13 protein-coding genes are annotated in these 13,307 nt (G+C 61.3%); 5 read left to right on the top strand and 8 right to left on the bottom strand.

The genetic code is table 11. The features are described from left to right. The first annotated feature begins 89 nt into the window (after nucleotides 1–89). Entirely contained in the window at nucleotides 90–1,118 is a 1,029-nt protein-coding gene (locus PZ897_RS06370) for an AraC family transcriptional regulator (RefSeq protein WP_275750917.1), read from the top strand. A 134-nt stretch (nucleotides 1,119–1,252) separates the two neighbouring features. Here PZ897_RS06370 and PZ897_RS06365 read toward each other — a convergent pair whose 3' ends face one another. After that, complete coding sequence (locus tag PZ897_RS06365) at nucleotides 1,253–1,579, bottom strand: hypothetical protein (RefSeq protein ID WP_275750915.1); 327 nt, start codon at nucleotides 1,577–1,579, stop codon at nucleotides 1,253–1,255. 135 nt (nucleotides 1,580–1,714) lie between these two features. Then, nucleotides 1,715–2,401 carry a D-lyxose/D-mannose family sugar isomerase gene (locus tag PZ897_RS06360; protein ID WP_275750914.1) on the bottom strand — a complete coding sequence of 229 codons (687 nt, stop codon included), beginning with the start codon at nucleotides 2,399–2,401 and terminating at the stop codon, nucleotides 1,715–1,717. A 146-nt stretch (nucleotides 2,402–2,547) separates the two neighbouring features. On the opposite strand from PZ897_RS06360, the gene PZ897_RS06355 reads away from it, so the two are divergent. Then, a complete protein-coding gene (locus PZ897_RS06355) occupies nucleotides 2,548–3,021 on the top strand; it encodes a MarR family transcriptional regulator (protein WP_275750912.1) in 474 nt (157 codons plus the stop codon). Between the two features lie 6 nt (nucleotides 3,022–3,027). Here the strand turns inward: PZ897_RS06355 and gndA are convergent, their stop codons facing one another. The 6 genes from gndA to PZ897_RS06325 form a co-directional block, all read right to left on the bottom strand. Next, a complete protein-coding gene (gndA, locus tag PZ897_RS06350; protein ID WP_275750911.1) occupies nucleotides 3,028–4,446 on the bottom strand; it encodes an NADP-dependent phosphogluconate dehydrogenase in 1,419 nt (472 codons plus the stop codon). Between the two features lie 221 nt (nucleotides 4,447–4,667). Continuing rightward, nucleotides 4,668–4,826 (bottom strand): cbb3-type cytochrome oxidase assembly protein CcoS, encoded by a 159-nt coding sequence (gene ccoS / locus PZ897_RS06345; RefSeq protein ID WP_275750909.1) that lies wholly within the window; start codon nucleotides 4,824–4,826, stop codon nucleotides 4,668–4,670. Beyond that, nucleotides 4,823–7,138: a copper-translocating P-type ATPase gene (locus PZ897_RS06340; RefSeq protein WP_275750908.1), complete on the bottom strand. Its 2,316-nt coding sequence runs from the start codon at nucleotides 7,136–7,138 to the stop codon at nucleotides 4,823–4,825. Before PZ897_RS06340 ends, ccoS begins: the two co-directional genes overlap by 4 nt. Beyond that, complete coding sequence (locus PZ897_RS06335; RefSeq protein WP_275750906.1) at nucleotides 7,135–7,644, bottom strand: FixH family protein; 510 nt, start codon at nucleotides 7,642–7,644, stop codon at nucleotides 7,135–7,137. Before PZ897_RS06335 ends, PZ897_RS06340 begins: the two co-directional genes overlap by 4 nt. After that, a complete protein-coding gene (gene ccoG / locus PZ897_RS06330; protein ID WP_275750904.1) occupies nucleotides 7,644–9,227 on the bottom strand; it encodes a cytochrome c oxidase accessory protein CcoG in 1,584 nt (527 codons plus the stop codon). The genes PZ897_RS06335 and ccoG overlap by 1 nt, the downstream gene beginning before the upstream one ends. Before the next feature lie 318 nt (nucleotides 9,228–9,545). Beyond that, nucleotides 9,546–10,706, bottom strand: coding sequence for a HupE/UreJ family protein (locus tag PZ897_RS06325; RefSeq protein ID WP_275750902.1), 1,161 nt, complete (start codon nucleotides 10,704–10,706; stop codon nucleotides 9,546–9,548). A 23-nt stretch (nucleotides 10,707–10,729) separates the two neighbouring features. On the opposite strand from PZ897_RS06325, the gene PZ897_RS06320 reads away from it, so the two are divergent. From PZ897_RS06320 to PZ897_RS06310, 3 genes are all read left to right on the top strand, one after another. Beyond that, on the top strand, nucleotides 10,730–11,545 hold the full coding sequence (locus PZ897_RS06320) for a DUF4198 domain-containing protein (protein WP_275750901.1): 816 nt from the start codon (nucleotides 10,730–10,732) through the stop codon (nucleotides 11,543–11,545). A gap of 403 nt (nucleotides 11,546–11,948) precedes the next feature. Next, the gene (locus tag PZ897_RS06315; RefSeq protein ID WP_275750900.1) at nucleotides 11,949–12,788 is read left to right on the top strand and encodes a hypothetical protein; all 840 of its coding nucleotides are present in this window, start codon (nucleotides 11,949–11,951) and stop codon (nucleotides 12,786–12,788) included. 19 nt (nucleotides 12,789–12,807) lie between these two features. Next, a complete protein-coding gene (locus PZ897_RS06310) occupies nucleotides 12,808–13,299 on the top strand; it encodes a hypothetical protein (protein ID WP_275750898.1) in 492 nt (163 codons plus the stop codon). Nucleotides 13,300–13,307: the final 8 nt, after the last annotated feature.

Genomic DNA, 13,307 nt, shown 5'->3' with positions numbered 1-13,307 from the left:
AGTGAGACCAGCATAGCTTTGAACTCGACACCGTCGCGACTTCAGAGTTTACTTGTCATGCCGAACCCTTGACCCTGGGCGCCACTCGCATGAGCACCACTCTGGCAGATCAATTTGAAGTTGCAGCCGGAATTGCCTCGGGCATCAGTCGGTTTGCCCTCGGTCTGGGGATGGACGCCGACCCGATTGCGCGCGCCTGCGGCCTAAATCCCGATCGCTTCGATGTCATCAACGAGCGCATAAGTCTTGATCGGGTGTGTCGCTTCATGGAGGCGCTCGCGCTTATCTCCGGCAATGATGTGTTCGGACTCAAATCCGCATCCGTGTATGAACGAGGCGCGTCGGGGCCGTTCGGCTATGGTTTGATGAGCGCGCCAACCATGCGCGATTGTGTCGTGTTTCTCGGCCGCAACCTGCAGAAAATCAGCGAAACCAGCCTGTGTACGCTGGAGATCGGCGCCCGCACCGCCCATTTTGAATGGACCTATTCGCCGCTGATTTTGCATCGCACGCAATTTCTCGACATGACGGTTGCCCAGACGTTCAAACATTTTCGCGCCATTCTCGGCGACGATGTCAAGAAGATACGAGTTGAGCTGGAACGAAAGAAGCCAAAAAACACGAACATTCACAAGCAGTTGCTGACGCCGCTGGTCAGCTTCAATGCCCCCGTCAACGCTTGCATCATGCCGACGCACTTCCTTGACCGCGCCAATCCAAATGCCGATCCGCGGCTGTTTGCGATGATGTCCCAACAATTGGACGCGATGCCGATGCGGCGCAATGATTTTCAGGACCCGGTTGCCGCCATCCGGCTGCATGTGGCTGAAAACCTGGAAACCAACACCCCGACGCTGACAAGCGAGGCGGAACGGCTGGGGATGAGTTCGCGCACCCTGCAACGTCGCCTCAACGAGGAAGGCACCAGCCTGCAGGAAATCATCGATGAATGCCGCAAGGAAATGGCGCACAGACTGCTGCTGGAGACACCCCTTACCCTGTCCAGCATCGGCTACAAACTCGGCTTTTCGGCGCCCGCCGCCTTCACCCGTTCGGCAAACCGCTGGTTTGGCATGACACCCAGCCAGTACAGGCAAAAAAGCCGCCAAAGCCGATGAACCGCTGCCATCCGCCGGGCAATGCATGGCTTTTGACTAAAAAGCGCCCGTTTCCGAGCAGAATTCCTGCGTTTTGGCGCGTACCGTGAATGCAAGCCCAGTCAAGACAGGGCATAAGCGCACGACATTCACAACTAATATGGTTGGGTACGCGGCTGGCATTTGGCTACGCCGCGTTGTTCGTTCGCTAGCGGCGGGCTGAACCAGCACGGAAGGGCTATGCAATGGATCTCGGAAACGATCGAGGCTTTCTCCCACTCACGAGAACCGAGCTTGCCTGCCTGCGTCGTTGCGCCGATGGCCATACCGATGCCCAGATCGGCACCGAGCTTGAACTCACGGCTGGCGAAGTTGGCTCGGTGCTTGCCGTTGCCATGTTGAAATTGCGCGTTCCAAATCGCATGGCCGGCCTGGCAAAGTCGGCGCGTCTCGGTCTTCTCAAAAGCAACGATTACTGACACCGACGAAAAGCTGCAGCCCGGCGGCCTCGGGGGCGGGGCAGGATCTGCGGCGCAGCTTTTCCAGGACGTCAGCTGGCGCCATGCGGGCCGCCGGCTGACGTCTTTTCTCCCCTGATCCGGTTTATTTCCCTGTCGTCACAGCCAGATGTCATAGTCCGAAACCAGCAGGTGACGCGGCTTGTCATCCTCGATGATGGTCGAAAACCGGCCGATCGGTTCGCGGAAAACATTGTCAGTCAGGTCATCATTGACCGTGGAGACCTCCCCGATCAGCACGTCCGCACCCTCGCCCCAGAACGCATGCCAGACGCCTGGCATCAGGGTGACGCTCTCGCCGGGCTCGAGTTTCAGCAAGCTTCCGGCGGCAAGCTTGCGTTCCACGCCATCGGTGAGGACGGCCACATCCGCCGAAGCATCGATTGATCCGTCTTCCGTTGACGCGAACAGTTCAAGCACCAGCTTGCCGCCACCGCGGTTGATGATATCCTCGGCCTTGATGCTGTGCCGGTGCATCGGCGACAGCTGATCCTTGCGCGAGATCATGATCTTTTCCGCGTAGAGCATCCCCCTGCCCTTTGCCAGATCCGCCGCCGAGCCGTTGCGCACGGTAAACAGGAACAGGCCCAGCTCGTCGAACTTGCCCTGTCCGTAATCGGTGATGTCCCAGCCCAGCCGGTTGGCCCGGATGTCCCTGGCGTCCGTTGCGGTGCGCGTGCGCATCTCGTTCGGGCTCCAATAGGCAAAGGGTGGCAGCACATAGCCGAAGGAACGGATAAAGCGGTCGCTTTCCTCCAGGATATCGTTGATCTGACTACGTTCCATAACGCTCTCCGCAGGTTGAACCGGGTTTCTAATCGATTGAGTTCAGCTTTAGAAGCTGGTTCCCGGTCTGGCAATTGCATCCGTGGAACTTTCCGGTTATGCGCGGAGATCAAAAGTTACAATTGCAACGATCGCAGGTAGGACCAATGACCATGCCCCTCCAGCAGGATCAGATCACGGCAATGCCGGCGCGCGACACCCTGGCACTGGAAGGGTTCCTGCCCTACCGCCTGGCCCGCGCCGCGGAAATCGTCAGCCGCCAGTTTGCGGCGCTCTACCGCGAGCGCCATGGCATGACCCGCCCGGAATGGCGCACCCTGGCCACCATCGGGCAATTCAACCGGATCACCGCCACCGAGATCGGTGCGCACTCGTCCATGCACAAGACCAAGGTCAGCCGCGCCATTCGCAGTCTCGAAGCGCGCAAATGGATCACCCGTCAGACAGATGAGACGGACCGGCGCATCGAACATATCGAATTGACCTGCGACGGCCGCCGCCACTACAGCGACCTTGTATTGCTGGCGCGCAGCTACGAGGAAAAGCTCGTCAGCCAGCTCGGCTGTGGCAACGCCGCTCAACTCGAGACCGGCATCGCCGCAATCGAGGCAGAGCTTTAGCGGAATCTAACCGCCCCAAGGTCCGTGATGCTCGCCCTCCGCATCCAGCCGCGCAAATCCGTGGGCGCCAAAGAAATCCCGCTGCGCCTGAATGAGATTGGCGGTGCCGCGCTGGCGCCGGTAGGTGTCGAAATATCCGAGCGCACTGGCAAGGGCCGGCACCGGAAGGCCGTTCATGGCTGCCTCGGCAACAACCCGGCGCAAGCTGGCATCGGTGTCCTTGAGCATCTGTGCGAACACAGGTGTGAGAGCCAGATTGGCAACGTCAGGATTCTGGCTGAACGCGGTCGCAATCTCGTCAAGGAAGCGTGACCGGATAATACAGCCGGCACGCCAGATCCGGGCGATTGTCGCCATCGGCAAATGCCAGTCAAATTCCTGCGATGCCGCTGCCATCACCGCAAAGCCCTGGGCATAGGCGGCAACCTTGCCGGCCAGCAGGGCTTTCTCGAGGTCGTCAAGGACTACCTGTCGATCACGCTGCCCATTGCCGTTCGGCTCGGGAAGCCCAAACAGCGCCTGCGCGGCCGCCCTCTGTCCGCGCATCGCCGACAGGCTGCGGGCCGCCACCGCGGCCTCGATCGCGGTCGCAGGCACGCCCATCATCTGGCTTTCGATCACCGACCAGCGGCCGGTGCCCTTCTGCCCCGCCGCATCGACGATGATGTCGACAATCGGCCGCCCGGTGGCGGCATCGTCAACCCTGAGCACGTCCGCCGTGATGTCGATCAGATAGGAATCAAGCGGCCCGCTCGACCAGGCCGAGAACACCGCGGCAATGCTTGCCGCATCCATATTCAGATGATCCCGCATGACGCCGTAGACTTCGGCGATCATCTGCATGTCGGCATATTCAATGCCGTTGTGAATGGTCTTGACGAAATGCCCGGCACCGTTTTCGCCGAGCCAGGCGGCGCAGGCTTCGCCTTCAAACTTGGCTGAAATTGCGGTCAGCACCGGTTCGACCCGCTTCCAGGCCGCTTCGGCGCCGCCAACCATGATCGACGGGCCGTGGCGGGCGCCCTCTTCACCACCGGACACACCCATGCCGATAAAGGTCAGGCCCGAGCCTTCCAGATCGGTGAAGCGGCGCATGGTGTCGCGAAAATTCGCATTGCCGGCATCGATGATGATGTCATTGGCCTGCAGCAACGGCCTGAGAGCGGCAATCTGCTGATCGACCGGCTCTCCCGCCTTGACCATGATGATCACCGGACGCGGTGGACGAATAGCGCCGACGAATTCCTCAAGCGTGGCGCAGGCCGTCACCCGGTCAGCCAAGGCACCCGCTCCAGCAGCGAATTCTTGCGTTCGCGATGCCGTCCTGTTGTAAACAGCGACGTGATACCCGTTGTCGGCAATGTTGAGGGCAAGATTGGCGCCCATGACGCCGAGCCCGATGACACCAATTTCCGCCTCGGCCATTCAATGTCTCCCCGTAAAACCAAGATACTGTGAATGGAACCTACCCGATGACATCGCACCGGTCCATTCCGGCAGGGCGCGCAAAGGACGTTGTATCTGTTTGAACCACGGCATCTCGCGTTCGAACAGATCCATGTGAACGCGCCCTGCAGCGGGTTTCAAAACAGTGGCCACGCGCCACCGACGACGCAAGTGCGGCGCACTATCTTTGCGGCGCCGGATCAGTCCGCGTCGGGCTTGTCGTCGCCGTCATCGAGCACCCGCCAGGCGGCGCCGTCGAGATCATCATACTGGCCGCTTTTCATTGACCACAGAAATGCCGCCAGGCCCACAGCCCCGAGAAAAAGCGCGATCGGAATCAGCACAACCAGATTGGTCATGCCGACGCGCCATAACGGATCTCGGATTCGGCCGTCGCAGGGGTGCGATCCGTTGTTGATTTTGCAAAGCCTTCGACCCTGGTCTTGCGCCGCAATCTCAGCGAATTCAGCACGACGACAACCGATGAGGACGACATTGCCAGCGCCGCGACCAGCGGCGTCGCGTAACCCAGAACCGCAGCCGGAACGGCGATGCAGTTGTAAAGGACCGCCAGCGCAAAATTCTGCCTGATCAGGCTGCCTGCCTTGCGTGAGATTTCGATGGTCAGCGGCACAGCCTCAAGCGAATCATGCAGGAACACGAAATCGGCAGCCATGCGCCCGACATCGGCGGCGTTGGCAGGCGCCATTGATACATGTGCCGCCGACAGCGCCGGGGCATCATTGAGACCATCCCCGACCATCAGCGGCTTGCCGCCCGCCACCGACAGCGCCTCGATCCGCTCGACCTTGCCGCGCGGCCGGACCCCGGCACAAAAACTTGCGACACCAAGCTCGTCCGCCAGCGTTCTGACCGGTGCCTCACGGTCGCCCGACAGGATCTCGGCATCGACACCCAGCGCCGCCAGCCGCGCCACGGCCTGGGCCGCCCCGCGCCGCATCTGATCGGAAAACAGGAACACTTCGAGGAAGCGGCCATTCACCGACAGGAACACCTGGCTGCCGCCCGCCGCGCGGTCAAAGCCGCCATTGTGGCCATCAAGTGCAAATTCGCTGCGGCCGAGCCGGTAGACATCACCTTGCGGCGTGATCGCCTCCACCCCGTCGCCGGGTGTCTCGACGATATCGAAATCGCCCGCCTCCGCGCCCTCATCAAGCGCCGCCAGCGCCTGGCTCAACGGGTGCCGCGATGCCCGTGCAATCCGTGCCGCGACCCTGAGATACTTGGGCGCCACCGTATCGGCATTGACCAGCCGCGGCTTGCCCTGGGTCAGCGTGCCGGTCTTGTCGAACACCACATGATCGGTGGTGGCCATCCGCTCCATGGCAGACCCCTCCTTGACCATGATGCCGTTTTCGAACAGACGGCCGGCCGCAATCACCTGCACCACCGGCACAGCAAGACCCAAGGCACAGGGGCAGGTGATGATCAGCACAGCCACCGCCGTCAACATCGCCATGCGCCAGTCACCGGTCGCCAGCATCCAGCCGATGAAGGTGCCGATCGCCAGCACATGGACCACGGGGGTATAGATGGCAGACGCCCGGTCAGCCAGACGGCGATACCCGGCGCGGCCGCTCTCGGCTGCTTCCATCATCGACACCATCTCGGCCAGGAAGGAATGCTTGGCGCTGCGCATTGCCTCCAGCAGCAATGGACCGGTAAGGTTGAGCGTGCCTGCCGGAGCCAGCATTCCGGCTTCGACCAATTGCGGCGCGCTCTCGCCGTTGACGACAGCAAAATCCATATCCGACCGGCCGGAAACCACCCGTCCATCGACCGGCACCCGGTCTCCGGGCGCGATCTCCAGATGCATACCCGGCTCGATTTCATCAAGCGCCAGATAATCCCGCGTGCCGTCGTGCCGCACCACCATGGCGCCGCGCGGTGACAACCGCACCAGATTGCGCACCGCCGAGCGGGCTTTTTCGCGCATCATATGGTCGAGCGTGCGCCCGGCCAGAAGAAAGAACAGCAAGGTCACCGAGGCATCGAAATAGGCGTGCTCGCCATGGGTGATCGTCTCATGCAGGGAAATCGCATAGGCCAGGCTCACACCCAGGGAAATCGGCACATCCATATTGGTGCGGCCATGGCTGAGGGCGCTCCAGGCCGAGCGGAAGAAAACCCGGCCCGAATAAAACAGTGTCGGCGCAGCGATCAGCGCCGAAATCCAGTGAAACAAATCCCGCGTCGCGGCTTCCGCGCCGGACCAGACCGCGACCGACAGCAGCATGACGTTCATCGAGGCAAATCCGGCCACGGCAAGCGCCTTGACCAGTTCGCGGAACGTCGGGTCGACAGCCTCGTCGGCACCGCCGGGCAAATGTGCCGGATAGCCGAGCGCGTTGAATGTGCGACCCAGTTCGGCAAGCACGGAGTCGGCGTCGTCCGTGTCGCCGAACACCACCGAGACCCGTCGCGTCGACAGGTTGACGCGGGCATGGCTGACGCCGTCCACCTTGGGCAGTTCCCGCTCCAGAAGCGCGATGCAGGCGCCACAGTGAATGCCTGGAACGATCAGGTCCAACTGCCGCACCCCATCGCTCAAGAGCCGGCTCGACAGCCGCATTTCCTCGGGCGACGGCGCCGCCGTTTTCAGCGCCTCGAGGTTTGCAGCGCTTTCCGTTCCCGCCGCACAACAGCTCATGGCCGCAGGCTCCCGTCGGCCCTGACCTGAAATCTTTGTGCCCGCTTGTACAGGGTTTCGCCGTTGCGCGTCGCGGTCACGGTGGCGATCCACTGGCCCTCGGCGAGTTCGCCATCAGCGTGATAGACCCCGGGACTTGTCTGCACCAGAACCATCTCGCGGTCCTGGTGAGTGCCCACGGGCCGGCGCACTACAGCCACCATCTGGTCGGCCCGGGCCGCATTGCCCTGAGAATCCGTGAGCACAATGGTCAGCCCGTCGGTCTCCGGGGCCAGTTCGATCTCATAGCCAAGCGCCGCAATGGCGCGTGCTTCGGCGGCCTTGCCGTTGAACTGCTGGCTGGCGACATAGGTATTGGGCACCACCAGCCCGCTCCAGGTGGTGACCGCGAACCGCGCCATCACCAGATTGACGGTGATGATCACCCCGAAAAAGGCCACCATCGCAAAAAGCATGTGCTTGCCGGTGAATTCCGTCGGTTGAAAGAAGTTTCGGATCATCTGCATCAGTCCATCTCCGGCGCATGAAACTTGGCGGCATAAACATCCCGTTCCGCGCTTGACTTGTCTTCGGCGACAAACCGGAACGTCTGGGACTTCGAGGCGACATGGTCCTTGGGTTGAAGCACATGCACCTTGAGCTCGCGCAACCGGTCAGGGTCTACGGGAACGGCAAAGGAAACGCCGGCTGGCTGGTCAAATCCGACAATGCGCATCGTTGCCCCCGGCAATCCTTCCATCGACAGGAAGATAACACGCGGCTCGGGGATCATGTTGAGAATCTTGATCGAGAAACCGTTGCGGATATCGCCATTGGATTCCATCACATATTGCGGATTGCGGTCATGCAGCACATTGACCTCGAGCCGGTCGCGCGACAACAGCCCCACCAGCAGGGCAATGCCGACCAGTGACCACACTCCCATATACAACAGGGTGCGCGGACGAAACACGATGCGCCAGTTGAAGTGCTTGACTGCATCAATGAAACCGCCGTCTTCGGTGCGTGTGCGCCGCGGATCCAGCTTGCCGGTCTCCGGATCCTGGGCGAGCGCCATGTTCCCGGCATAGTCGGACAGCGTCGCATACGAGATCAGCCCGCGCGGCCGGTCGAGCTTGTCCATCACACTGTCGCAGGCGTCGATGCACAACGCGCAGGTGATGCACTCAAGCTGCTGGCCATCGCGAATATCGATTCCCATCGGACAGACCGCAACGCAGGCATTGCAATCGACGCAATCGCCCTGGATCAGTCCCTGCGCTGCCGCCTTCTTGGTATGGCGGCCACGCGGCTCGCCGCGCCAGTCATTGTAGGTCACCACCAGCGAGCTCTCATCAAGCATCGCCGCCTGGATCCGCGGCCACGGGCACATGTAGATGCACACCTGTTCACGCATCAGCCCACCAAAGACGTAGGTCGTGGCCGTCAGGATCGCCACGGTGATATAGGCCACCGGCGCTGCCTTGCCTTCGATGAAATCGATCAGCAGAGACGGAGCGTCGGCAAAGTAGAATATCCAGGCGCCCCCGGTGGCCACGCCGATCATGATCCAGATCGCGTGCTTGAGCGTCCGCTTGGCCAGTTTTGACGCACTCCAGGGCGCCGCATCGAGCTTCATGCGCTGATTGCGCTCGCCCTCGATCCAGCGTTCGATCACCAGAAACAGATCGACCCACACCGTCTGTGGGCAGGTATAACCGCACCAGGCCCGGCCCACGGCGGAGGTGACCAGAAACAAGCCGAATCCGGCCATCACCAGAAGCCCGGCGACGAAGAAGAATTCCTGCGGCCAGATTTCGATGAAGAAGAAATAGAAGCGGCGATTGGCGAGATCGAGCAGCACCGCCTGATCCGGTGCGAACTCACCCCGATCCCATCTGAGCCAGGGCGTGATGTAATAGATCCCGAGCGTGAACAACATGATCAGCCACTTGAACCGCCGGTAGGTCCCTTCCGCCCGCTTCGGAAAAATCTTCTTGCGCGCCTCATAGAGCGGCTTTCGCCGCCAGGCGGCGTTGACAGCTTCGGCGTCAAGCCGTTCGATGTCTTCCGGTTCAGCAGAAACGTGTGGGGACAGTCGCGTGTTCATGATGGGGTACCATTGATGTGCGCTGCACGATGCCTGCGCCTTGCCACAAATGCCTTGATCAAGATCAAGGCCCCGCGGCCAATCTCGCCGTCCGCACTCGCACCGCGCGAGTTCCGGACGGCCTGGAAAGCACTAGCATATTTTCTTCGTCCCGGCAGTCGCGGCTAAACATCGCAATCGCGAAACCGGCCCCTCAAATCGGGCGAAGCGGCCGCAGAGGCGGCTGGTCAAACCGGGCCGCCCGAACACCAGGCTCACGGTCGCGGCCAAGGCTCCGGCACAGGCGCGCCCCTTCGTCATCAAACCATGGGCGCTGTTTCAGCCAATCCAGCCGACGCGCTCGGCAAACCACCACACGGCCACCGCTGCAATGAGCAGCGACAGCGGCATGGTGATCCGCGCCCGATACCAGCTCTTGTCCGAGAACCAGGCCCCGAACAGCGCGTAACAGGCGGCGACCACCGCCAGCTGCCCTGCCTCGACGCCGACATTGAAGGCGATCAGCCCGCTTAGAAAATGGGCCGGCGACAGGCCGATTTCGGTCAGCACCCCGGCAAACCCCAGCCCATGCAGCAATCCAAACCCAAACACCACGAACGGCCGCCACGGGCTGAGCCGGCTGGTCATCAGGTTCTCCACCGCAATGAAGACAATCGAGGCGGCGATCAGCGGTTCGACAATGCTGGCGGGCAGCGAAATCACCCCGAGCATCGCCATTGCCAGCGTCACCGAATGCGCCACCGTAAACGCGGTGATCTGCACCAAAAGCGGCTTGAACCGCGGCGACAGCAGAAACAGCCCGACCACAAACAGGATGTGATCCAGTCCCTTGGGCACGATGTGGGTAAAGCCGATGCCGATGTAATCGGCAAACACCTGCCCCGCACTCATGGTCAAGCCACCCTCGACCGGGATCGCTTCGCTCGGACCGCCATTGCCGAGATAGGCCGAGTAGCTGTAATCGCCACCGGCATCGGGCACCCGGATGACGCTGGGGCCGAAGGCCGGATCGAAGGAAAACACCACGGCTGTGGCGTCGGCCGGCAATGGACCTTTCAGTGTCAGCCGGCTCAGGCGCGCGAAGTCGGTGTCGCCGACCGGGTCGAGATCGATCGAGACGATCTCCAGCGGAATCGGGCTGTGCCCGGATAGAAGCCTGACTCCGTCAAGAAATCGCGGCTGGAACCGTTCGAATTCCGCCGCCAATGCGGTCTCGTCCAGCAACCGCAGCTGGTCATAGAGCTGGGCATTGGGGCTGTCATCGGTGTCGCCGTGCTCGGTGCCGATTTCCGCCAGCGCCGCCTCCAGGATCAGCGACATCTCGAGCCGGACGCTGCCGTCTCCGGAAAAAACCAGATCGGCGATCGCCGGCCGGATCTCGTGCGCGCGGACGCTTGCCAGGGTTGACGCCAGCAACACCAGCACCAGAAGCAGGCCGGCAAGCACTTGATTTATCGCACGGGAGGACAGATTCATCATGAGAACCGCTTTGGAGAAAAATCATGGGACAAGCACAAAGCCTGGCGACGGCATTGGCATTAACTGGACTGGTGATGGCGGCAAGTCCAGTCCAGGCCCATGAATTCTGGCTTGAACCCCAGGCCTTTTCGGTTGCGGCAGACTTTCCGATCAAGGCCGACATCCGTGTCGGGCAGGATTTCAAGGGCGACGCCTTCCCCTTCATTCCGGCCCGGTTTTCCGCCTTCAAGCACCATGACAGGCTCGGCGAAAGCGAGGTCACCGGCACCACCGGAGACCTTCCGGCGCTGCAGCTGGTGCCCCGCACGGAAGGGCTCAACATCGTCACCTATGTCTCGGTTGCCGAGCGGATCCGGTTCCGGGACTGGGAGAAATTTGCCGCATATCTCGACTATGAAGGCTTGAACCGGATTGCCGCCCACCACGACGTCCGTGGCCTGCCGCGCGACGATATCCGGGAACTCTACACCCGCTGCGCCAAGACGCTTGTGTCCGTCGGCGGCGAAACCGGCGATCTCGATCGCGCCACCGGCATGCGGCTGGAACTGGTCGCAGATGAGAGGCCGCAAGCGCTGGCGCCGGGAGCGCAGATGGGTTTCACCCTGCTGTGGGACGGCCAGCCCCTGGCCGACACGCAAGTGGCGCTGTTCCACCGTGGCAAAACAGGCGACGACGCGACGCGCACCCTCGCGCGCACCGACGCCTCCGGCCTCGCCCGCTTCACCCTCGCGGCCGAAGGCACCTATCTGGCCGCAAGCGTGCACATGACCGAAGCGCCGGCGGGTCGCAATGCCGACTGGCAAAGCTACTGGGCTTCGCTGACATTTGCGGTGGAATAGGCAAAGGCTGAGCGACAGGAGCGGGCGCTGAGATTCTCAGCAAAACGGGGGTCTTAGAACGGATGGTTTTTCGACCAATGGATGCCTGATCAGCAACCCGCCAAAACCAATCTGAATAGCGTTTCAGAGCTGTCGTCTACCGCCTTTTCAAGATGTGGCGGCCGCCCCTCAAGCGGATGATGTGAGGCGACCCGGGACAACCGACCTCAAGATTGACTACTTGGTCAAATTTTGCATACCTGCTTCAAAGATTAGAACCTTTACCAAGAAATATCAGCTTCGTCGCCGTATTGCAGAGCGACAGAACCTCTAAAATGAAGCCGCACCAAAAAACCGCGATCTGCGCTGTCTTAGCACGAGATGCCGTAGTCACGACGTTATCAAACTGTGGAGGAAAAGGACGATGGCAAAAAATGAATGCTGGCCGCCCAAGGTAAGGTATTCGCTCGCGGCTGTAATGACACTGGTCTTTGCCACCTCGGCACTTGCCGAGATTGACGGCCACGGTCCTGATGCCTGGCGGGTCACCGGAATTGCATCCGATGACACTCTCAACGTGCGGATGGGACCGGGAACCAATTACCCGGTGATCGAGCAATTTGCCCATAACGAGCGCAATCTGCAGCAGATCACCTGCGTGCCCTTCTACAATGCCGGCCATTACACTGCATTGACCCAGGCCCAGATCGCGGCCCTGCCGCAGCGCTGGTGCCTGATGCGGACCGCAGCAATGGACAGGGCCGGCTGGGTGGCACAACGTTTCATCACACCCGATCAATCAGGCGAGGTCCGAGCCCAAGCGCCGTCGCAGGGCGACAACGCGGCGCAGGACAATGCGCCGCAAAAAGATGAGGACGGATTCGACGACGTTGTGGAGGATGCACGCGTTCTCGTGGAAATGCTCTATTATCACCAGATCGAGACCGATGCCGCAGGCGGACCCGGGCCTTTGGACCCGGTGAATTCGTCCATGTATTTCACCGACGAGATTGTCGCCTGGCTCAAGTCCGGGAAGGTTCAGGCGCATCCCCTGTTCGGGGCACAGGATTTTGACGGTTTGGTCCAATCGCCGACACCCGACCCTGATCGGCCGATGTTCCGCGGCATGGTGACGATCAATGTCGACTTCACCAACTTTGGCCAGCCGCAGCGCGCCGTATTTTACGTGCGCGCCGACCCAACCAAGCCTGGCGCTCCCTCCCGGATCTTCAAAGTCGAACATGACGGCTGGTCCTACCCTTAACATGCCGGAGAATTAAGACATGACATGCAATCATTTCCCGAAGGCATTGGCGCCGCTCCTCGCCGGCGCCCTCGCCGCCTGCATCCTGATGGTAACGCCCCATGTTTCCCTCGCAGAGGCGGCCAAAGTCGGCACACCTGATGCCGTTAGCACCAGCCCTGGTGTTCTCAAGACTTCCACCGCGACTTACGCGTTCACGCCGGTCACCTGCATTATCCATATGGAGGATGGCGTCCCGGATATCGAAGTTCAGGGGCCGGGCCTGACGCCGGATGGTGAGAGCTTCTATTTTGATTTTTCATCCACCGCGAACGAGATGACGATCGAACTCGGGGTGGACGAGCCCTATCAGTCGGCAGGCCGGAAACTTCAGGCGGGCCAGTATGTCTCGGCTGCTTTCGAGGTCGACGTGGCGGACGGTATTGTTTCGGTGACAGGCCTCAACCTTGTCGACGGGCAGAGCGAACCGGTGGACGCCAGCGCCAGCCTGCGTATCGACTGCAACACATAACCTGAAGG

The sequence above is a fragment of the Hoeflea sp. YIM 152468 genome, from assembly GCF_029210485.1.
Taxonomy (GTDB): Bacteria; Pseudomonadota; Alphaproteobacteria; order Rhizobiales; family Rhizobiaceae; genus Hoeflea.
The sequence above is the reverse complement of the archived record's forward strand: the minus strand, read 5'-3'. Positions and strand labels throughout refer to the sequence as shown.

What these genes read in the sequence shown, in the direction of transcription:
- PZ897_RS06370 (WP_275750917.1), top strand. Translation starts at nt 90, where the DNA reads ATGAGCACCACTCTGGCAGATCAATTTGAAGTTGCAGCCGGAATTGCC.
- PZ897_RS06360 (WP_275750914.1), bottom strand. Translation starts at nt 2,401, where the DNA reads ATGGAACGTAGTCAGATCAACGATATCCTGGAGGAAAGCGACCGCTTT.
- PZ897_RS06355 (WP_275750912.1), top strand. Translation starts at nt 2,548, where the DNA reads ATGACCATGCCCCTCCAGCAGGATCAGATCACGGCAATGCCGGCGCGC.
- gndA (WP_275750911.1), bottom strand. Translation starts at nt 4,446, where the DNA reads ATGGCCGAGGCGGAAATTGGTGTCATCGGGCTCGGCGTCATGGGCGCC.
- ccoS (WP_275750909.1), bottom strand. Translation starts at nt 4,826, where the DNA reads ATGACCAATCTGGTTGTGCTGATTCCGATCGCGCTTTTTCTCGGGGCT.
- PZ897_RS06340 (WP_275750908.1), bottom strand. Translation starts at nt 7,138, where the DNA reads ATGAGCTGTTGTGCGGCGGGAACGGAAAGCGCTGCAAACCTCGAGGCG.
- PZ897_RS06335 (WP_275750906.1), bottom strand. Translation starts at nt 7,644, where the DNA reads ATGCAGATGATCCGAAACTTCTTTCAACCGACGGAATTCACCGGCAAG.
- ccoG (WP_275750904.1), bottom strand. Translation starts at nt 9,227, where the DNA reads ATGAACACGCGACTGTCCCCACACGTTTCTGCTGAACCGGAAGACATC.
- PZ897_RS06325 (WP_275750902.1), bottom strand. Translation starts at nt 10,706, where the DNA reads ATGATGAATCTGTCCTCCCGTGCGATAAATCAAGTGCTTGCCGGCCTG.
- PZ897_RS06320 (WP_275750901.1), top strand. Translation starts at nt 10,730, where the DNA reads ATGGGACAAGCACAAAGCCTGGCGACGGCATTGGCATTAACTGGACTG.
- PZ897_RS06315 (WP_275750900.1), top strand. Translation starts at nt 11,949, where the DNA reads ATGGCAAAAAATGAATGCTGGCCGCCCAAGGTAAGGTATTCGCTCGCG.
- PZ897_RS06310 (WP_275750898.1), top strand. Translation starts at nt 12,808, where the DNA reads ATGACATGCAATCATTTCCCGAAGGCATTGGCGCCGCTCCTCGCCGGC.